Origin of the sequence: Niastella soli (assembly GCF_017742245.1) — a bacterium.
GTDB classification, from domain to species: Bacteria; Bacteroidota; Bacteroidia; order Chitinophagales; family Chitinophagaceae; genus Niastella; species Niastella soli.
Genome location: NZ_JAGHKO010000001.1, coordinates 2,144,805 through 2,166,098 on the forward strand (window position 1 = coordinate 2,144,805; position 21,294 = coordinate 2,166,098).

Sequence of the window (21,294 nt, forward strand, 5' to 3'; positions counted from 1 at the left end):
ATTGGGCATGGCAAATTCCCTGTCCGACCGGTCATCGGGCGGGCATCAGGCCCCGAAAAATAAAAAATATCAGATGAAAAGGGAGGCGTTGGAACAAGTGATTGATAAACACATCAGCAATATTGAAAAACACAGCAAAAAGCTGCCGGGAACTTTTGATAAGGAAGATATTCACGACCTGCGTGTCAATTATAAAAAAGTACGGGCTTTTTTACGCTTGCTGCAATTGGAAAAAGATGCGGGTGATCTGCACATTTCTGATAAACTGAAATCGTTGTATCACCATTGTGGTACAGTAAGGGATTGGCAGTTATTCCTCGAAGAACTGCATGACGTTGGTATTGTTGATCAGTTGCCGGATTGTATGCATCGCTGGCATCGTCAGGTGTTTACCTATAAGGAACAAACTGTTCATGCCATTGAGACCACGCACTTCAAAAAGTTACTGCATGGTATTATAAAAGAATTACCGCGGCAGTTGCAGGAAGATACTGTTAAACAGTTCATGCATCAGAAAATAGCAGCTATCCATATTCTACTCCTCGCTGCCGAAAACGAAAAAGACCTTCATTCCATTCGCAAACAGATAAAAGATATCATTTATTGTATCCGCATATTCAAGAGCGATTGGGGCATCCCGTTTCCTTTCCGGGGTTGGAAGAGTGAAAAGGAATTAAACGAGATGGCTTCCTCCCTGGGCGATTTTAACGATCAGTGTCTGGCCATTTCGTTGCTACAACCTAGTTATATTTGTAAGTGTGATTATAAGGAGCAACACATTTTACGCAATCTGCAAATAAACTGGCTGCATCAAAAAGAAGCCCGGCAACGACAATTACTGTATGAAGTACAGGAGTTACATGTGGAGCATGCTTTTTAAAAGGTCAACTCAACCCAAAACCCTCTCCATCTGCATACTGCGCGATCCTTTGATCAGGAAATAGGTATCAGAAAATTGTTGTCCCTTAAACCAGGCAGCCGCTTCTGTTGAATTAGCCATTTTTATAAAGGGGTGATCGATTTGTAAGAAGTCACCGCCTACCAGTATTACAGCTTTCCAGGGATGTTGTTTTATGAGATTTATTATGCCTTCATGTTCCTGCAGGCTTTCTGCACCCAGTTCGGCCATGCCACCCAGCATCAATACTTTGTTGTTCGCCTGTATGGCGGCAAAGTTCTCTATGGCTGCCCGCATGCTGGTAGGGTTGGCATTGTAAGCGTCCAGAATAAATTTATTGCCATCCTTTTCAATTAACTGCGACCGGCTATTGGAGGGTGCATATGCTTCTATGGCCGTCTTTATTTTCGCAGCTGACAGTTGAAAGTAAGTGCCCACTGCTATAGCTGCCAGAATATTAGGTAAATTATAGGCTCCTACCAGCTGGCTGTTTATAAAGGGTATGTGGGCTCCTTTTATCATGGCCAGACTAAGAAAGGGTTCGCTTTGTTTAACCACACCCTGTATATCGGCTGTATCTGTTGTACCATATTTGATAATAGCGGGAATACCCTTGCTCATGGTATGCAGGTAGTCATAATCCCACATTACAAAGGCGGTGCCGTTATTGGCGCGTAGATGATCGTACAGCTCGCCTTTTCCTTTTCGAACGCCTTCAATGCTTCCAAATCCTTCCAGGTGAGCTTTACCACAATTGGTAATAATGCCATGTGTGGGCAACGTATATTCACAATAGCTGGCTATTTCGTGGAGGTGGTTGGCGCCCATTTCAATTACCGCCATCTCTGCATCGGCTTTTACCGATAAAATTGTGAGTGGAATACCTATATGGTTATTTAGATTGCCTTGTGTAGTGTAGGTCCTGTAACCGCTCGTTAACACGGCGTGCACCAGTTCCTTGGTGGTTGTTTTACCGTTACTGCCGGTAATGGCAATAAAAGGGATATTAAACTGCTGGCGATGGTGTTTGGCCAGTTGTTGCAGAGTTGTTAGCACGTCGTCTACAACAATAATGCGGGTATTAGTACCCGCCAGGTTGGGATCATCTACCACAGCATAAGCCGAACCGGCGTCCAGGGCAGCTGAAGCAAATTCATTGCCGTTAAAGTTAGGTCCTTTTAATGCAAAAAAGATATCGCCTGTTTTCAATTTCCGGGTATCGGTTTGTACCGAAGGATATTGCCGGTATATGTTGTAGAGTTGATCAATGGTCATGATACAAATTTAGGTTAATGGGCTGACAAGTTAACGGGCACCTTGCAAATCACCTTCTTCTCCAAAAAACAAAAAGCCCCCCGATTTCTCGAGAGGCTCTTTGTAAGAATTTGAAAAACCTATTATCGTTTTCTGGTATTTTGTCGTCTTGTGGGGTAATTGATACCGGTTTTACGGCCATTACCTTCAGGGCTACCCAAGCGATCCATTGCGCAACGGAAACCTACAGTAGAGCTACCTTGATCTTCTTCAAGGAAGCGACGTGTACCGGGGCTTAACCAGTAAGGACGGTCGTTCCAGCTACCACCTTTAATTACACGTGATTTATCGCTGATCAGGGTGCTTACACCATAACCACGGCCTGTTTTCAGGTTTTCCTGAACATCCATAGTACCATAAGCTACACCAGTGATCATTGAGTCGCCATCCAGGTAGTTGATTACGTTACCTTTTTGATAGTTACGGCGGTTTTTGCTTTCCTCGTCAGTTACATAAGTAGTCTTAACGTGGCCTAAGCTATCTTTTTCAAACTCACCGTCTTTATTCTTGTATACATTCTGATAACGGTTACCACGATAAGGAGATACATCATCATTATCGGTGGGTGACAGCGGACGGTAAACATCACCAGTCCACTCACTCACGTTACCTGACATGTTATAGATACCAAATGAGTTGGGGAAGAACGAAGTAACAGGTGCAGTGTATACAGCACGGTCGTTCAAGCCACCGGCCACACCCATGTTATCACCATTACCACGTTTGAAGTTAGCGAGGAAGGTACCTTGCCATTGACCACGGCGGCTATCGCGCAAACCGTTTACATTTTGTGTCCAGGCAAATACTTGTTTGTTTGTGATCAACTCCTCACCGCGTTTTCCTTCTTTTTTGCTGGGGTTAGGGTTCTGACCTACCAGACCCATTGCAGCATATTCCCACTCAGCTTCTGTTGGGAGACGATAGTTCGGTAACAGGATACCGTCTTCGAAAGTTACCTGAGTTCTGGGAGTACCGTTCGGGTTCTTTAAAGGGTTCTTTTTAGAACGAACCTGGTTGCCGGGAGTAGGAGTAGTTAAACCAAGCAAATAAGCTTTGGTATTGAAATTCTCCTGACCTTGACCCTGCAGATTTTTCAGAGCTGTTTTATTGATAAAGCCTTTGTCGTATAAAGCTTTTTCGTTTACGCGGTCACTGCGCCATAAACAAAAGTCATGAGCCTGTTTCCAGGTTACACCTACTACTGGATAGTAGTTGTAAGAAGGGTGGCGGAAATAATATTCAACCAAAGGCTCGTTGTAGGCCAGCTCACTGCGCCATACCAACGTATCGGGCAATGCACCTGTGCGTACATCTTTATATTCATCACCATCAAAAACCGTGTTTACCCAGTACAAATATTCACGGTAGTGAATGTTTGCAACCTCGGTACGGTCGATGTAAAAAGAGTTTACAGTTTTACGGGTGGGAATGTTATTCCAGTCGCCCATAACATCTTCTTCAGTGGCGCCCATGGTAAAGGTACCGCCCTGAACAAATACCAGTCCGGGACCAGTACGTTGCTCTTTCTCGCGGGATACCTGATATCCGCCCATGTTTTTATCATTGTAATTCCAACCAGTAACGTCAGATTTCTCTTTCTTGTTGGACTTACAGGCAGTTACCGCAGCTGCGCAGGATAATACGATAAATAGGTTTTTCAAATTCATTTTGATGACTTTTGCCTTTAGTTCAATTTGGTTAAACGCTATTACAGATCAAATATTGTATCTCTTTTTGATTGCTTTTCCACAAAACTATAGGGATGGCGAATATACCTGTTTTTAGTAAAACAACCTGTTATACAGGCGTTTTAGACTCGTTAAATTGCCAAAATCGCTATGTGTTTTTTTCCGTGTTTTCCACTATTCAATAATTGAGCCGGGTGGCTCAGGGTGCAGGATTATTTTTTCCCCGGTACCTCATTCCTACCGGATTCATGGTATAAAATAAACTATTTTTGACCAAATGCGCGGTAGACCTTTTATCCACCTTATGATGGCTGGCATAGGTGTATTTACTTGTATGCAAGCCCTGTCTCAACGTTCATATACGGCCAATTCTGTATTGGCGATGGGTAATTGGTATAAAATTTCTACAATTTCTCCCGGCATTTACAAGATCGACCTCCCATTTCTTACTTCCCTTGGCTTAAATACGTCCGGTCTTACCACTTCGGGTATAAAGCTGTATGGTAATGGCGGCCAACTATTGCCCGAAAAACCATTGAACACCGTGCCCGACGACCTGGTGGAAAATGCTATTTGGGTGGAAGACGGCGGTGATGGCCAGTTGAACGGGTCGGACTATATTCTTTTCTACGCTCCTGGCCCACATGCCTGGACAAAGGATTCCATCAACAAAACGTTTTACCATCAAAGAAATATATATAGCGATACAAGCTGGTATTACCTGTCCGTTGGACAAAACGGTAAGAGAATTGCTACCAATAATTATTCTGCCGCCCCAAACACCACGGTAACACAAGGTACCCGAACCTGGTTTTATGAGCTCGATACGGTGAACTTCCTCAGCAGCGGTCGGCAATGGTATGGCGAAGAATATTCGAACAACGGTGGTAAAGTATTGAACCACAGCTATACAGTGAATATGCCCAATATGCTGCCCGATGCCGCGACCATCAGGGCTGCCTGTGTGGCCCGCTCTTTTGGGACCGACAGCCGCTTTTCTGTAAGCATTAATAATCAATCTGCTATGCAGGTAAACCTGGCAGCTACCGGCACTGGCTTATATGATGCCTTTGCCACGGCTGCCCAGTCATCGGCCACCTTCAGCACCACCCAAACACCGCTTACTGTTCGGTTCGATTATACACCTGGGAGCCAGGGGAGTCAGGGTTGGCTCGATTGGTTCGAGATCATAGCCCGGGTAGATCTGTCGATGAATGGCATCAACCAGTTGCAGTTCCGCGACTGGAGCAGCGTAGGACCGGGTAAAGTGAGCAGCTTCAGTATAAAAAATGCTACTGCCGGCATACAGGTATGGGATATAACCAATTGGTTGGAACCGGTAAAAATGCAGGGGGGGCTCAATGGAAGCGAATGGCGGTTTGTGAACGAAAGCAGCCGATTACACGAATACATCGCCTTCACTACCAATGGTTTTTTAACACCCGGCGCGGCAGGCCGCGTACCCAATCAAAACTTACACGGCAGCAGCATTCCCCAATATATTATTATCACCCACCCCAGCCTGTTAGGGCAGGCCCAGCGATTGGCGCAATATCACCAGCAGCACGATAACTTTTCCACCCAGGTGGTAACGGTGGATCAGATCTATAATGAATTTTCATCAGGTTCACCCGACCCCACAGCCTTGCGCGATTTTGTAAAAATGTACTATGACCGGGCTGGAGGCGATTCATCCAAATCCCCCCAATATCTGCTGCTATTGGGCGATGCCTCTTTCGACTTCCGTTCCCGCATCAGTAACAACACCAACCTGGTGCCTTGCTGGGAAAGCCCGATCGCCCTCGATCCGTTGGCAACATGTACCTCCGACGACTTTTTCGGCTTCCTGGGCGATAATGAAGATATTAATGGAACAGGTACCAACCTGCTCGACATAGGCATTGGCAGAATACCTGCTAAAAATGAGCGGGAAGCCCAGTCCATGGTCGACAAGATCCTCGCTTACCATGAAGCAAAGAGCCTGGGTCCCTGGCGCAATGAATGCACTTTTATAGCAGACGATGAAGACAATAACCTGCACCTGAATGATGCCGAAACCATGACGCGGGCCGTAAGCGCCGCCTCGCCCCAGGAGAACATCGATAAAATTTATCTCGACGCTTTTCCACAGGAAAGCAACTCTGCCGGAAGCCGGTACCCCGCAGTGAACCAGGCCATCAATAATAAAATATACAGCGGCACCCTGGTATGGAATTATTCAGGCCATGGCAGTTACCGCCGGCTGGCAGAAGAAGTGGTGCTCGACCAGGATATTATCAATTCTTTCAACAACCCTAACAAACTACCGCTGTTCGTAACTGCTACCTGCGATGTGGCTCCTTACGATAATCCGTTAATAAGCTCTATTGGCGAAAACCTGTTGTTGCGTGAAAAAACAGGGGCAATTGCCCTAATGGCCACCACCCGGGTGGTGTTTGCCTTCAGTAACCGGGTTATGAATGAAAATTATCTGAAAACGGCCTTTCAACGAAAAGCCGATAGCAGTTACCGCAGTTTGGGCGAAGCAGTACGTGCTGCTAAAAATATTACCTATACCTTTTCCAGTGATGTGGTGAATAACCGCAAATTCACCTTGCTGGGCGATCCGGCCCTTACCCTGGCCTTCCCGGTTTATCAGGTAAAGACCACCGCCATAAACGGAAATGCGGTTACCAGCACGCCTGATACATTAAAAGCTTTATCCGAGTACACCATCAGCGGCACCGTTCAGGACAATGTGGGCAATACCCTCAATGATTTTAATGGCACCATTTACCCCACTATTTTCGATAAGGCGCAAACTGTAAATACCCTGGGCAACGATGCTGGCAGTCTGCCCGTGCCCGTGCAAGTGCAAAAGAATATTCTTTTTAAAGGGAAAGCCAGTGTAAATAATGGCCGATTTTCCTTCAGTTTTATAGTTCCTAAAGACATTAGTTATCAGTACGGTAACGGAAAGATCAGTTACTACGGGGAAAATGGTACCAAAGATGGCAATGGCGTTTTAAACAATATTATAATAGGTGGTTCAGGAAATGGGGTGGTGGACCCCCTTGGTCCAACCATAAAGGCTTATTTAAATGATGAGAAGTTTGTAAATGGCAGCATTACCAACGACCGGCCAATACTGATACTGAAACTTGCCGATTCATCAGGTATAAATATCCTTGGAACGGGTATCGGACACGACCTGGTGGCAATTCTTGATAATGATCAAAAAAATGAATATGTGCTGAATGAGTTTTATGAGGCCGACCTTAATAATTTCCGCCAGGGAATGGTGCGGTTTCAGTTACCGCTGTTGACGGCGGGTGCGCATACCCTCACTATAAAAGCCTGGGATGCAGCGAATAATTCAGGGGAAGCCACCCTCGATTTCAGGGTGGTTAACCAGCAAAATTTCGCGTTGGACCATGTATTAAATTATCCTAATCCGTTCACGACACACACTGCGTTCTGGTTTGAGCATAACCGCCCTGGGGAAGAACTACTTATACAAATACAAGTGTATACAATTACCGGAAAATTGGTAAAAACCATTCGGCGGACAATATTTTCGACTGGAACCCGTTCGAGTGACTGTGAATGGAATGGGACCGATGATTATGGTGATAAAATCGGAAGAGGTGTGTATATTTACCGTTTACGGGTACAAACTGGTGACGGCAAAGCAGCGGAAAAGCTGGAAAAATTGTTTATCTTATAGTGCCTAATTTTACAAATAACTTATTTTAGCCAATCTATCGACAGGAAAATTTACCCTAAATTATTTATTGTTCCGCATCAACAAGCTTTAATACAAAAGCAAGGGTAAACTTTATTCTACCAAACCTGCTATTGAGGATAACGTTGAAAGCGGTCTGATACCTTAAAGACAATTCAAAAATGAAACGAAAATTCTTGAAACTAACTGTAGGTATGTTCCTGTCGTTGGGTGTAATTTCTGCCAATGCCCAAACAACTCAGCCTATAAATGTGGTGACAACTGCTGTCCCTTTTTTACGGATATCACCTGATGCCCGTGCTGGCGGTATGGGGGATTTGGGGCTGGCTACCAGTCCGGATGCCAATGCGCCGTTCTGGAACCTGGCTAAAGTACCTTTCGCTCAAAAGAACTTCAGTGTAGGTTTAACATATACGCCCTGGTTAAAAGACCTGGGCTTAAATGATGTGTATCTGCTGGCGCTCGCCGGATATTACAAACTCGATGAAGATGCGGCCCTGGCGGGTTCTGTGCGTTATTTCAGCCTTGGTAATATCCAGTTCACAGATGCCAGTGGTAACGATTTCGGCTCTGGCCGTCCTCGCGAATTTGGTGTTGACTTCGGTTATACGCGTAAATTATCTGATAAGATCGGTTTGGGTGTAGCCTTGCGTTACATTCACTCAAACCTGGCTGGTAACCTGGCTCAAAGCGGTACCACGTATAAACCAGGTAGCACAGTAGCTGGTGACCTGTCGTTCTTTTATAATGGAACAGACGAAGCTGGTCAGGGCTTTAACTTCGGCGCCACCCTTACCAACCTGGGCGGAAAGATCGGTTATACGAACGATGCAACCCAGAAGGATTATATCCCTGCTAACTTAAGCTTCGGAACAACGTATACCAAAGCGTTCGACGAAGCCAATAAAATAACTTTTGGTATAGATGTACATAAATTACTGGTACCCACTCCACCCACGTTCACTGGCGATAGCGCTATTGACAATCCCCGGGTAGCTGATTACAGAAACAAAACCAGTGTAAGCAGCTGGTTCAGCTCTTTCAACGACGCCCCCGGTGGTTTTAAAGAAGAATTAAAAGAGTTTCAGATATCATTGGGTGCAGAGTATAATTACAACGATCAGTTCTTTTTCCGCACCGGTTATTTTTATGAAGATAAAACCAAGGGCAACCGTAAATATTTCACCGTTGGTTTGGGCGTTAAATACAATGTGTTTGGTTTGAACTTCTCATACCTTGTGCCTTCTGGCTCAGGCGTGAACCGTAACCCATTGTCGAATACCCTGCGTTTTGGTCTCATCTTCGACCTCGATGATATAAATGCCGAATAATTAGCTTAATCTGAATATATTTGAAGCGTCCCGATTTATCGGGACGCTTTTTTTTTACCGGCAGTGACCGGGGGCAACTATTAGCACATATTCAACATTCGTAAAATGAGAATAGGTTTTGGTATAGATTTTCATCAATTAGTAGAAGGCAGGGATCTATGGATAGGTGGTGTAAGAATTCCCCATCATAAAGGGGCATTGGGGCATAGCGATGCCGATGTATTGCTACACGCTATTTGCGATGCCCTGTTGGGGGCATTGGCCCTGGGCGATATCGGCGTGCATTTTCCCAATACAGATAATACCTATAAAGATATCGACAGCAAGATTCTGTTACAGAAAAGTTATGAATTGATAAAAGCCCGCAATTACCGGGTAATAAATGTAGATTCGTCAATTTGCCTCGAAGCGCCCAAGATCAAAAAATATTCCGATCAAATGCGCAGTGTGATAGCCGGTATCCTGGAAATTACTGTCGATGATGTTTCTGTAAAAGCCACCACAACCGAAAAAATGGGATTCGTAGGTCGGGAAGAAGGGCTGGTAGCCTATGCTACCATACTGTTGGCGCCGATTGGCTAAGAAGCAGGCACATTAGTAATAGCATATTAACAGATTATCACATTAGCACATTATTTTTGCTCCCATGTCAAAAGTAAAAGTCAGGATCATCAATCAGTCGAATAACCCGTTGCCCGAATATGCTACGGACGAAGCCGCCGGCATGGATATACGCGCATTTCTGGAAGCGCCTATTGTATTAAACCCACTTGAACGGTACTTGGTGCCTACTGGTTTGTTTATAGAATTGCCCAAAGGTTACGAAGCACAGATCCGACCCCGCAGTGGACTGGCCATAAAACAGGGTCTTACCTGTTTAAACAGCCCCGGTACCATTGATGCTGATTATCGTGGCGAAGTAAAGATCATTCTCATAAACCTGTCGCAGGAACCACAAACCATACACCCAGGCGACAGAATTGCCCAAATGGTAGTACACGATGTAGAACGTGTGAAATGGAAACCCGTAAAAGAAATTTCGGTAACCAAACGCCACGATGGCGGCTTCGGTCATACCGGTAAATCCTAAAGAATGAAATATAGCACCGGCCTCGTAATTATTGCCCTTATTATGGCAGCGGCTACCAGTTGCAGATCAACAAAAACGATCCAGACAGCCATTGCCAAAAAGGATACCGCGATAGTGGTCCCTGTTGTCGACCGCCGCGCTGACTCCATGTTATATATTAAAAACGTTTGGGATACTATACGCAAGAACACCATAGATTATAAAACCTTCAGCGCAAAGATCAAGGTGCATTTTGAACAAAGTGATGGCAAAAATTATGATTTTACGGCTTATGTGAAAATGAAAAAAGACAGCCTGTTATGGCTCTCGATAAGAGCGCTGGACGTAATTGAAGTGTTTAGGGCGAAGATCACTCCCGACAGTCTCATCATTATCGACAAGAACAAAAAGACCTATCAATTGCGGTCTGTTCAATCTTTGCAGGAAGTGATACAGATCCCATTGACCTTTAATGATCTGCAAAACCTGCTGGTGGGCAATCCTATATTTTTAGACAGTAATATCAATTCCTATAAAAAGGATGATAAATACATTTCGCTCATGAGCCTGGGTACCGTGTTCAAGCACCTGTTAACGGTGAACAAGGATGATTATACCTTACAGCATAGCAAACTCGACGATGTAGACCCGGTGAGGGCCCGTACCGCCGACATCACCTATGGCGATTACCAGAATAAAAATGGGGTTTGGTTTTCGGCCTACCGTAAAATTACCGTGTCTGAAAAACAAAAGCTGGACCTAACAATGGAGTATAAACAATTTGACTTTAACTCGGATTTAAATATTCTATTTAGTATTCCAAAAAATTATAAACGCAATTAAGCGTTATATCCTAACTTCCATCCAATCCTGTTAATAACCATTTGGTATGACCCTGCTCCGAACTGTTAACACTTAAAAAGCTTTCAGTATGCTGAAAATGATGTTTACCTGTTTTTTGACCGTTACGGTTTCGGTTACCATGTTTGCCCAACAGCAACCTGGGGTAAGCAGTGATGAGTTGAAAAGGAAGCAGGCTGAAATTCAGCACGAAATAGATGACCTCAGAAGTACGCTGAAAGATACCAAGAAGAATACCAAGGCAGGGTTGTTACAATTGACGATGGTGCAGAAAAAGCTGCGCCTGCGCGAGCAGGCCATTGGCAACATCAATCAGCAGATAAACTACATCGAAGGCACCATTGGTAAATCGAAGAATGAAATTGAGCGGTTGAAAGGGGAGCTCGATACCCTGAAACAGCAGTACGCTAAAAGCATAGTGTATGCATACAAGAACCGCAGCAACTACGATTTCCTGAACTTCATATTCTCCGCCTCCAGCTTTAACGATGCCTTGCGACGGGTGCAGTACCTGCGGGCTTACCGCCTGTACCGCGAAGAGCAGGCAAGTACCATAAAGAACACCCAGGTATTGTTACACGACAAGATAACAGGGCTTGAGACCTCCCGGAAGGAAAAAGATGTGGTTCTGCAAAAGCAGGAAAAACAAAAAGAGGAACTGGAAGATGAGAAAAAGGAGAAGAATGATATCCTGAGCAAACTTAAAGCCCGGGAAAAGGAAATCTCAAAAGAGCTGACCTCAAAACAAAAGGCCGACCTGAAATTAAAATCAGCCATTAATTCTGCCATTGCCCGGGAAATAAAGATCGCCCGCGACAAAGCTATAGCTGAAGCCAGAGCAAGAGAAGAAGCGGAGGCCGCAGAAAATTCTAAAAAATTGGCAGCGGCTGACGCGGCGAGAAAAGCAAGGGAGAAAGAAGAGGCTGCCGCTAAAAAAGCAGCCGAGCCCAAAACAACGCCGGCTGCATCTGCGCCGGTAGCCAAAGCCGAGCCAAAGGTAGAGCCCAAAAAAGAGCCGGTGAAAAAGACGGAAAGTGTGTTGGAGGCTACCCCCGAAGGCAGTCGTATAAGTGGCAGTTTTGAAAGTAACAGAGGCCGGTTGCCCTGGCCTGTTGAAAAAGGAAATGTAAAGATTCACTTTGGTACCTATTCTATTGAAGGCACCAAATTGCGTGGTAATAACCCTGGTATTACCCTGGCAACTGAACCCGGCGCCGTAGTGAAAGCGGTGTTTGAAGGAGAGGTATCGCGCATATTCGATATCGATGGAAACTGGAGTGTGCTGATTCGCCATGGTAAATACTTTACAGTTTATAGTAATCTGTCTTCCGTAAGCGTATCAAAAGACCAGAAAGTGACCAGTGGCCAAATGTTAGGCCGCGCTGCTGCTAATGACGATGGCAATGGGGAAATTGAATTTCTGCTGATGCAGGAAAACAGGAACCTTGATCCTGAAAGCTGGATACGCAGAAGGTAATTTTTGCGTTACTAGGATATAAAGAATTTATAAGTTGCCCCGACGGGAGTTGTCGGGGTTTTTATTCACTGACCCTATTCAATGAAAGCCCTATGCTGAAATGGATGGCCACCACCCTGGCAGCCTTAACTATTGCGATCTCCCTGCCTGCTCAAAAATCGAGCAAGAAATTCGGTTACCTGGCCATTCAAAAGGTCAATTCAAAAGATTTTTATACAGGGACCGGCGGCGGAAGAAAGAAATCATCCTCCAAAAAATCCACTGTTAAAGTTAAAAAGGAAACTAAAAAGAAGGAACCGGTAGAAGCGCCGGAAATAACACGCCTTAGTGGCAACTTCGAACATTGCAAAGGCAAATTACCCTGGCCGGTAGATAAAGCCCTGGTGAAAATACATTTCGGACCCTATAAGATACCAGAGGTAGACGTGATTGGCAATAATCCAGGTTTAACATTAGCCACTGAGCCAAACGCAGAAGTGAAAGCCGTATTTGAAGGCGAAGTATTAAGTGTCTTCAATGTGGAAGGTAATCGCTCAGTAATGGTACGTCATGGTAGATATTTTACCGTGTATGCAAACCTGGCTTCCGTGAATGTGACCAAAGGGCAAAAAGTAACTGCTGAACAGCTGGTGGGCACGGCCGATAACAGCAGCGATGGCCATGGCGAAATTGAGTTCATATTAATGAGAGAAAGAACAAACATCGATCCGGCAAAATGGATCAGGAAAAAATAAGCTACTAAAAGAAAACGCCCCGGCATATTGTCGGGGCGTTTTCTTTTAAAAATTTAAACCCGGTTCTGTATATTCTGCAAAAAGCGATTGTACAACGCTTCATACCGGGGAACTATCGTTTCAATATCGTACAAACGGGCATGGGCAGCGGCTTTTGCTTTAAACCGGTCTAATTTCTTTTCATCAGACAGCAATTCAATGGCCCGCAGGCTCATGGTTTCCACATCACCCACATCAGCCAGGTAACCGGTTTCCCCCTCTATGTTCACTTCAGGCAAACCACCGGCATTACTGCTGATCACCGGTACGCCAGCCGCCATGGCTTCCAGCGCTGCCAAACCAAAACTCTCATAATCGGAAGGTAGTATGAACAGATCGCTGATGGCCAGTACTTCCTCAATTTGCTCCTGCCGGCCTACAAAGCGGGTTTCATCGTAAATGCCCAGTTCCCTGGCCAGGCTTTCAGCCGCGGGGCGTTCAGGACCGTCACCCACAAACAACAATTTGCTGGGCACTTTTTTATTGAGCTCGGCAAACACTTTCACTACATCGGTCACCCTTTTCAGTTTACGGAAGTTCGACGCATGCAACACCACTTTTTCATTATGCGGCGCAATTACGCGGCGGAATGCATCGATGGGCTTTTTACGAAAACGCTTAACATCAACGAAGTTCTGAATGACCTTGATCTCTTTTTCTATTTTGAAATTGTTGTAGGTCTCATCGCGCAGATTTTGTGATACGGCCGTAATGGCATCGCTTTCATTGATGGAAAAGGTAACCACCGGCGCAAACGTCTTATCCCTTCCAACAAGCGTAATATCGGTACCGTGCAGGGTAGTGATCACCGGAAGGATCTTGCCCTGCTTTTCCAGGATTTTCTTGGCCATATACGCCGCCGACGCATGGGGTATGGCATAATGCACATGCAACAGGTCGATATTATTATTTACAATAACGTCTACCATGGTGCTTGACAAAGCAGTTTCGTAAGGGGGGTAATCGAACAACGGATAGGCAGGCACCCGTACCTCGTGATAAAAAATGTTGGCATTAAATTCACTCAACCTCACGGGTTGCTGGTACGTGATAAAATGAACCTGGTGGCCTTTATCGGCCAGTGCCTTTCCCAATTCAGTCGCCAGAACACCACTTCCTCCAAACGTAGGGTAGCATACAATTCCAATGCGCATACAGCGGTTTATAATTAAGATGGTGAAGGTAATTTAAAACGGTCAATAATGGTTCGAGGGGATCATTTTGACTATTTTAGCGTAAAATAACGCACATGAGATTGAAATTGTTTACGCTAGTGTTAACAATTATGGGTTTTAATGCCCGTGCCCAAAACGAAGACTCGCTAAAAATAAGGGCCATTGCCGATGAAATACTCCAACATAGTAAAGCTTATGAAAATTTACGGGTACTGACCAAACAGGTAGGAGCCCGGTTAAGCGGCTCCCCGCAAACTTACAAGGCGGAAGCCTGGGGCCAAAAAGCCCTGCAACAGTCAGGCGCCGACCGGGTAATTGAACAACCCTGTCTGGTGCCCCATTGGGTACGGGGCGGAAAAGACGAAGCCTGGATTGTTACGCCCGGTAAAAAAAATCAACCGCTCGATATCCTGGCGTTGGGTAATTCAATGGGTTCCGGACCCAAAGGCATTCAGGCCCCTGTAATATTGGTGAATTCATTCGAAGAACTGGAACAGAAAAAGGAAGCTGTAAAAGGTAAGATCGTTTTCTATAACTACAAGTTCAATGATACCTATGTTAAAACCTTTGAAGCGTATCGCGATGCGGTAGGCTACCGGGGTGCAGGACCCAGCCAGGCCGCAAAATATGGGGCCGTGGGCGTATTGATCCGTTCTATGAGCCATGCCGCTGACAACAACCCCCATACCGGTTCTACTCGTTATAACGATTCTTTCCCCAAAATACCTGCCGCTGCTATGGGCGTACAGGATGCTGACCGGCTGGCTGCCATGCTGGAGAAAGAATCGCTCAGCGTGTTCCTGAAAACAAGCGGAAAAATGCTGCCCGATACCGTTGCGCATAATATCATTGGTGAGATCACCGGCAGCGAATTTCCTGACCAGATCATTACTTTTGGTGGGCACCTCGATAGCTGGGACCCCGCCGAAGGTGCGCATGATGATGGTAGTGGATGCGTGCAATCTATTGAAGTATTGCGCGTGTTAAAAGCCATTGGGTACAAACCCAAACGAACCATCAGGGCTGTACTATTTGCCAATGAAGAGAATGGTACCCGCGGCGGCCTCAAGTATGCCGAAGAAGCACGGAATAAAAAGGAGAAACATATTTTTGCGCTGGAAAGTGATGAGGGTGGATTTACGCCCCGTGGTTTTGGAGTTACCATGTCGGCCGAACTGCTGAATAAATTACGCAGCTGGTTGCCTTTGTTGACACCCTATGGTATTAGTGAGATCAATAATGGCGGCGGCGGATCAGATATTGGTCCCCTGAATCGCGAGCTGGGAACGCCATTGGCCGGGTTGCAACCCGATTCACAACGGTATTTCGATATTCACCATGCCCGTAGTGATGTATTTGAATCGGTGAATAAACGGGAGTTGGAACTGGGTGCTGTTTCTATTGCAGCATTGATCTATCTTGTGGATAAATACGGACTTTAATCAATAGACAATTGGCAATAGGCAATTTGTAAAGAACCCAGCGCGTAGTCGAAACGCGATTGCCTATTGCCAATTGAACTAACCCTTACAATAATGAAAAAGATCCTTTTAATCGTTGTGCTTCTTCTTTTCCTAGTGGCATCCGGCATTATTTACTTTAAATACTTTTACGTGTTTGGTGAAGGGGTGAAATCGGGCCATTTGAATTATGTGGTGCGGAAAGGTGATGTATTCAAAACCTATGAAGGCAAGCTGATCCAGGAAGGCATCCGGTCACGAACAGCCGGCAGCATCCAATCGTATGAATTTGAGTTTTCCATAGTAAATAAAGGGATCGCTGAAAAGCTGATGGCCAACAGTGGTAAATGGTTCGATCTGCATTACCGCGAATACCATAATGTAGTGGCCTGGCGGGGCAATACTACGTATGTGGTTGACAGCATTCTTTCCATGCGCGAAGACAGATAAACCCGACCCATTCCGATACTATTTACTTCAAATTAAATTTATTCGATAAGGATTCAGTAATAATCCCCTTGCATAACCATCATAATGGGCCTGCTTGGAACAGGTATTAATGTGTTTATTAACCCGCCAGCATACAGAAAATAGCAGGCCGTTTATGTAACTCGGGTACCTGTTTCTTCCATTCGGCCAGTGTTTTGGTGTGAATGTATTCAGTGGGGGCCGTAATATCTGCGGCTACGCACAGTTTGGTGGTAGGCTTACCTGTTTTTATCAATGTTTCAAGCAGTTGGTTATTCCGGTAAGGCGTTTCAATAAATACCTGGGTACAATTCTTCTTCGCCGATTCTGCTTCCAGTTCTTTAATTGCCTCCCTGCGTTGTGTGGTATCAATGGGCAAATAACCTACAAACTGAAATTGTTGTCCATTCATGCCGCTGGCCATTAACGCCAGTAAAATGCTGCTGGGCCCCACCAACGGTTTTATGATGGCGCCTGCTGCATGGGCCGCTTCAGTCAATAACTGACCAGGATCAGCAATTCCAGGGCAACCAGCTTCACTGACGATACCGATGGTTTTATTTTCTTTAAGATGTTTGTTAAAGGCCGTAAGGGTGGCTACGTTATTGGTCTTGTCCATAAGCACCCAGGTGTAGTTGTCAATGACCATTTCCTTCCAGATGCTTTTAAAATACCGGCGGGCGGTACGTTCATTCTCCACAAAAAATACCTGACACTGGCTTACAGCGTCCTTAACATATGCGGGAATGGTTTCTGTAGCGGATTCAGCTAAAACAGAAGGAATTAAATATATGATGCTCTGGGAATTCAATTGATTCAGTTATTTAGTTATTATGTTTTTAGGTTCGTGAGTTAACCTGGAAGGCACGAACCCTATAACTTTCCTTTATTATTCCATACCTACTTTATCATCGCGATGGTATAAACTGATGGTAGCCGCTACTACTGCGTAGGCCGGCGCCAGCACCCAGCCTATAAAAGGCAGCAGGTGCATGAGGTAGAATACCATGCCATTACCAATGGCGAGTCCTTTGTGTTTGCCAATAAAAGCAATGCTTTCACTGGGCGACAGGCGGTGACGTTCGCAACTATAATCCAGCATCGAAAAGCCATAATAATAGCACTCTACCAGCACGGTAGTTACCGGTACTACCCAGCCTACAACGGGAATAAAAGAAAGTATCAGTAACGAAACCGTATACACCGATTGCCACAGGGTATTCCGGAGGGCCAGTTTAATGCCCCGAACGATATCGGCAAACAGTTGTTTGAAGCTGAATGGAAAATCCTTTCCTTCCATGATGGATTCGGTTTTTTCGCTCAGGTAAGCGAAAACCGGTGAACCAATGATCAGGAACAGGTATTTGAACAGGGAGAAATAGAACAGCATCATGATTAGCCGCACCATTATTTCACCCATCAGGAAAATAAAACTCAGGATCTGGCTGCGTTGCTGGTGCACCCAGCGATCAATGCCCAGCCAGTGATTAAAAGCGGAAACAACCTGGCTGCTGGAGACCCAGAAAAAATAAAAGCCCGCTATGAACATCAGGGTGTAAAAGATCCCCGGCACTATGATCCACTTCCAAAGCTTGTGCTCCCGTATAAAACGATGTGCCCTGGCATATGACTGAATGGCGGTAACGATTTCTTTGAGCAAGTTTTATAAATTTGATTTTTCCGTTTTCTATTGTTGGGCGGGCTCAAACTTAGTAAATATTTCAATTAGGACACGGAATGAATCCGCAATCAGCAAATTTTGATTACAATACATGTGTATAGGTTATTATATTAATGCCATTAACGCCAATGAAAAAGCTGGATACCGCATTCTATAATCGTGCCGATGTAGTGAAAATAGCGAAAGAATTGATCGGCAAGGTGCTGGTGACCCAATTTGGGGAAGTTATAACGTCGGGACGTATTGTAGAAACTGAAGCCTATGCCGGTGTTATTGACCGGGCTTCACATGCGTTTGGTGACAGACGCACCAATAGAACAGAAGTGATGTACAAGCCGGGCGGCGTTGCCTATGTATACCTTATTTACGGTATTCATCATTTGTTTAATGTTGTCACAAACAAACAGGATGTTCCGCATGCCGTTCTGGTGCGGGCCCTGGACCCCATCCATGGCATAAACGCTATGCTGGAGCGGACTGGCAAACATAGGGCCGACTATACACTTACCAAGGGTCCAGGCAATGTTTCCAAGGCCCTGGGCATTCGTACCAGTCATACCGGTATGAGTTTGCTGGGGGGTGAAATATACATTGCTGACGACGATTTTGTGACCGCTAAAAAAGATATTATTGCCACCCCGCGCATTGGCGTTGACTATGCCGGCGAAGATGCGAAATTACCCTACCGGTTTAATTTAAAGGATAATCCCTATGTGAGTGGGAAGAAAGGAAAGTTGACCAGTTGACAAGGGGGAGTTGATAGGGTTGACGGAGTTGATAAGGGTGATAGGGGCTCTCGGCTGAGCCGAGACGGATTGCCGATTGCTCTATTGAATCGAACGCAGTGAGATGCCCTGGTTCTATCTCACATTTCACGTTTGCTTAAAGCGAGACTGGCTATTAGTCAGAAATTGCCCATTGCCCATTGCCCATTGCCCATTGCCCATTGCCCATTGCCGTCTGCCGTTTCCCGACAGGCAACAGCAAAAAAACATAAAACCACTTTACTTCAACAACTTCTTAAAGAACGGTAATAACTCATTAGCCAATATCTCATGGTCCTCCACACTGGGATGGCCGGTACATCCCCTGGCCTGCATGGGCTCAAAGAAATACAAAGCCACCGGTTTGGCCGAAGGGAACAAGGCATCTACCTGTTGTTTTACTGCCATAAGACAGTTTTGCAATAGCGCTCGTTTTTGATCGTGCAGCATGGCGCTGCTGAGCAAGGCTATTTGAGCCTGCGGATATTTGGTTTTCACCAGCTGTACAAACTGTATGTATGGTTGCACAAAGGCAACGCTGTCGAAAGGTCTTCTGGGATGAACCCCATCGCCATTACTGAAGTCATTAGTACCTAATGCAATACTAACTATTTGCGGGGTATAGGTTGAAAAATTCCAGGTTTGCTTTGATTGTAAATTAAAATCTGCTTTTTCATATACCTGGGGCATGGTAGGCCCGTCGCTGTTCCAGTTACGATAAATACCAATACCACTTACACTGCTCATAATGTAGTTCACGCCTAATGCGCGGGCAACACGTGGCCCATAGGCCATATAAGCATTGTGCTGGTCGTGGTATACCCCCGCGCCACAAGGTACTTCCGATGCATCGGCTGCAGCTCCACAAGTAATGCTGTTGCCAATAAATTCAATCAGGGGGGCCGCTGGCCGTTGCAGCGCCTGTATATGCTTTGCCCTGGCTGAATGGAGGATGATGGCCCCGGTATGCGCTTCTGTGGCTTTGTATATCCAAACGGTATGCTTACCTGCTTTAGGGGCAGTTATTATTACCGGTTTGTTGGAGGCAGAATCAATGCGGATGCGTTTTTGATAAACGCCGTCCAGCTCGTATTGCAGGTAATTATGATGTAGCCAGGCGGGCAGTGATACCTGCAGGTTGCAGGTAGTTCCTTCAAAACTAAATCCTACCTGACTGGCGGAACTGATCAATTCCAGGTCTTGTTGTTCATTTACACTACTGCGGCCAAAGGGCTGCATTTGAACAGCTCTTAACTCATCAACCGGTTGGGTGGCAAAACAACCGGTGAAAATAATATACAGGGCTATGGCGGCAAGCGATCGGATGTTTATTGGCATAAAATACAAATGCCGTCAAATCTATTTTATTTGACGGCATTTGCGTAATACTTTTTTATCTATTTCCATGCAATCCTCAGCGCATCACCCACCAAAGGAGTGAAATCGAAGGATCGAAGGATGGTTTAGAAACGCGGACAGGGGATTCCTTTATAACCCGGCGGACGTTTAATAAAGATGAGTGAGATCTCAATACCGCCGCGGCTTTGCGAAGCCGTTTTCAGGCTCGAGATGTTAACGTCATACGAGGCGCCCAGCCTGAACCCGCCAAACTCCAGTCCCAGATAGGGGATCAGGGCATCGTTCACGTTATTGAAGCGCGTCCATACACCAGCATAAAAACTGGTGGGGCTTTCTTCATCGTCGTTCATGTTGAACCCAACTGCACCACCGGCTACCACGTTGGTAGCACCAGCCTGCCGGCTGAACAGCGAACTAAAATAAAGGTTGCGGGTATTGTTGGCAAGAGGAATAGAACCACCAGCATTCACCGTTAACCGGGGGTTGAGGGTGTAAAACACATCGCCGGTGAACGATTCCTTTGGTTTGTTAAGATGGTAACCAGATACACCTAAGTAATAATTGTTATAACCATCAGTAGAACCATTGAACAGGGCGCCTACCGACAGATCGAAATAACTCAGGTTAATTTGACGATCATTGACCGTTTCACCACTTGGGTTGGTCCAGCCGCCAAACTGGTCCAGTTCATCCTCAAAATTCAGTTTGGTCCCATCGAGCCGTTTAGTATTGTAAGTACCCTGAAAGCCTATACCAATTGTATTCAGTCCATCTTCATCGATACCCTTATGGTACGAAGTAGAAACAGAAAGCAAATTAGTGGATAGGATACCGTTAGCTGTTTTATCTGTCATTGCCAGTACCCCAACTCCCCAGGTATCCAATTCCGAGATCTTGCTGCGCAAAATGGGGGCATCGAAGGAAACAGTAGATGTAACAAACGCCTTACTGATTGCCGGCCATTGGTCCCGGTAATTACCTGCTATGCGAAAATCACCATTGAATTTACCGGTTAAAGCAGGGTTTAATGTAAGGGGTGAAACAAAAAACTGCGAAAAATTGGGGTCTTGTGCTGAGGCCGTCTTCAGCAGGGTGCAAAACAGTATCGCAATATAAAATTTCCTCATCCGCATAGGTTTCGTGTCTAATAACAAAATACGAAAAAAGAACGACATGTCTAAATTTTACCGTACAATCAGGTATTAAATTTTCGCACAGGAATACCTGCACAAAAATCGAAATTTCTAATGTA

Annotated in this window: 18 protein-coding genes; 11 read left to right on the forward strand and 7 right to left on the reverse strand. The window is 45.4% G+C overall.

All coding sequences use genetic code 11. From position 1 onward, the window contains the following. Nucleotides 1-7: 7 nt before the first annotated feature. On the forward strand, nt 8-880 hold the full coding sequence (locus J7I42_RS08980) for a CHAD domain-containing protein (protein ID WP_209138436.1): 873 nt from the start codon (nt 8-10) through the stop codon (nt 878-880). A 9-nt stretch (nt 881-889) separates the two neighbouring features. On the opposite strand, the gene J7I42_RS08985 is transcribed toward J7I42_RS08980, so the two are convergent. Together J7I42_RS08985 and J7I42_RS08990 are read right to left on the reverse strand one after the other, a co-directional pair. Continuing rightward, the gene (locus J7I42_RS08985) at nt 890-2,173 is read right to left on the reverse strand and encodes a UDP-N-acetylmuramoyl-tripeptide--D-alanyl-D-alanine ligase (RefSeq protein ID WP_209138437.1); all 1,284 of its coding nucleotides are present in this window, start codon (nt 2,171-2,173) and stop codon (nt 890-892) included. A gap of 122 nt (nt 2,174-2,295) precedes the next feature. Beyond that, a complete protein-coding gene (locus tag J7I42_RS08990; RefSeq protein ID WP_209138438.1) occupies nt 2,296-3,879 on the reverse strand; it encodes an SUMF1/EgtB/PvdO family nonheme iron enzyme in 1,584 nt (527 codons plus the stop codon). Between the two features lie 355 nt (nt 3,880-4,234). Between J7I42_RS08990 and porU the strand changes: the two genes are divergently transcribed. The 7 genes from porU to J7I42_RS09025 all read left to right on the forward strand — a co-directional run bounded on the left by porU (nt 4,235) and on the right by J7I42_RS09025 (nt 13,096). Further along, nucleotides 4,235-7,606 carry a type IX secretion system sortase PorU gene (gene porU, locus J7I42_RS08995; protein WP_209138439.1) on the forward strand — a complete coding sequence of 1,124 codons (3,372 nt, stop codon included), beginning with the start codon at nt 4,235-4,237 and terminating at the stop codon, nt 7,604-7,606. Nucleotides 7,607-7,785: 179 nt separating this feature from the next. After that, on the forward strand, nt 7,786-8,955 hold the full coding sequence (gene porV, locus J7I42_RS09000) for a type IX secretion system outer membrane channel protein PorV (RefSeq protein WP_209138440.1): 1,170 nt from the start codon (nt 7,786-7,788) through the stop codon (nt 8,953-8,955). Between the two features lie 105 nt (nt 8,956-9,060). Beyond that, nucleotides 9,061-9,537: a 2-C-methyl-D-erythritol 2,4-cyclodiphosphate synthase gene (gene ispF / locus J7I42_RS09005; RefSeq protein ID WP_209138441.1), complete on the forward strand. Its 477-nt coding sequence runs from the start codon at nt 9,061-9,063 to the stop codon at nt 9,535-9,537. Between the two features lie 64 nt (nt 9,538-9,601). Beyond that, nucleotides 9,602-10,045: a dUTP diphosphatase gene (dut, locus tag J7I42_RS09010; RefSeq protein WP_209138442.1), complete on the forward strand. Its 444-nt coding sequence runs from the start codon at nt 9,602-9,604 to the stop codon at nt 10,043-10,045. Between the two features lie 3 nt (nt 10,046-10,048). Next, entirely contained in the window at nt 10,049-10,867 is an 819-nt protein-coding gene (locus tag J7I42_RS09015; protein ID WP_209138443.1) for a DUF4292 domain-containing protein, read from the forward strand. Nucleotides 10,868-10,955: 88 nt separating this feature from the next. After that, nucleotides 10,956-12,362 (forward strand): murein hydrolase activator EnvC family protein, encoded by a 1,407-nt coding sequence (locus J7I42_RS09020; protein WP_209138444.1) that lies wholly within the window; start codon nt 10,956-10,958, stop codon nt 12,360-12,362. Between the two features lie 92 nt (nt 12,363-12,454). Beyond that, complete coding sequence (locus J7I42_RS09025) at nt 12,455-13,096, forward strand: murein hydrolase activator EnvC family protein (RefSeq protein WP_209138445.1); 642 nt, start codon at nt 12,455-12,457, stop codon at nt 13,094-13,096. Between the two features lie 53 nt (nt 13,097-13,149). Here J7I42_RS09025 and bshA read toward each other — a convergent pair whose 3' ends face one another. Continuing rightward, entirely contained in the window at nt 13,150-14,289 is a 1,140-nt protein-coding gene (bshA, locus tag J7I42_RS09030) for an N-acetyl-alpha-D-glucosaminyl L-malate synthase BshA (protein ID WP_236065405.1), read from the reverse strand. 95 nt (nt 14,290-14,384) lie between these two features. Here bshA and J7I42_RS09035 point away from each other — a divergent pair, with 95 nt between their 5' ends. Continuing rightward, nucleotides 14,385-15,752 (forward strand): M20/M25/M40 family metallo-hydrolase, encoded by a 1,368-nt coding sequence (locus J7I42_RS09035; RefSeq protein WP_209138446.1) that lies wholly within the window; start codon nt 14,385-14,387, stop codon nt 15,750-15,752. A gap of 93 nt (nt 15,753-15,845) precedes the next feature. Next, nucleotides 15,846-16,220, forward strand: a complete 375-nt coding sequence (locus J7I42_RS09040) for a hypothetical protein (RefSeq protein WP_209138447.1) — start codon at nt 15,846-15,848, stop codon at nt 16,218-16,220. A 118-nt stretch (nt 16,221-16,338) separates the two neighbouring features. Here the strand turns inward: J7I42_RS09040 and J7I42_RS09045 are convergent, their stop codons facing one another. Next, nucleotides 16,339-17,049, reverse strand: coding sequence for an SAM-dependent methyltransferase (locus J7I42_RS09045; protein ID WP_209138448.1), 711 nt, complete (start codon nt 17,047-17,049; stop codon nt 16,339-16,341). A 78-nt stretch (nt 17,050-17,127) separates the two neighbouring features. After that, a complete protein-coding gene (locus J7I42_RS09050) occupies nt 17,128-17,898 on the reverse strand; it encodes an EI24 domain-containing protein (protein WP_209138449.1) in 771 nt (256 codons plus the stop codon). A gap of 149 nt (nt 17,899-18,047) precedes the next feature. On the opposite strand from J7I42_RS09050, the gene J7I42_RS09055 reads away from it, so the two are divergent. Continuing rightward, nucleotides 18,048-18,665 carry a DNA-3-methyladenine glycosylase gene (locus J7I42_RS09055; protein WP_209138450.1) on the forward strand — a complete coding sequence of 206 codons (618 nt, stop codon included), beginning with the start codon at nt 18,048-18,050 and terminating at the stop codon, nt 18,663-18,665. Nucleotides 18,666-18,923: 258 nt separating this feature from the next. On the opposite strand, the gene J7I42_RS09060 is transcribed toward J7I42_RS09055, so the two are convergent. After that, a complete protein-coding gene (locus J7I42_RS09060; RefSeq protein ID WP_209138451.1) occupies nt 18,924-20,021 on the reverse strand; it encodes an SGNH/GDSL hydrolase family protein in 1,098 nt (365 codons plus the stop codon). Nucleotides 20,022-20,146: 125 nt separating this feature from the next. Further along, the gene (locus J7I42_RS09065) at nt 20,147-21,169 is read right to left on the reverse strand and encodes a PorP/SprF family type IX secretion system membrane protein (RefSeq protein ID WP_209138452.1); all 1,023 of its coding nucleotides are present in this window, start codon (nt 21,167-21,169) and stop codon (nt 20,147-20,149) included. Nucleotides 21,170-21,294 lie beyond the last annotated feature (125 nt).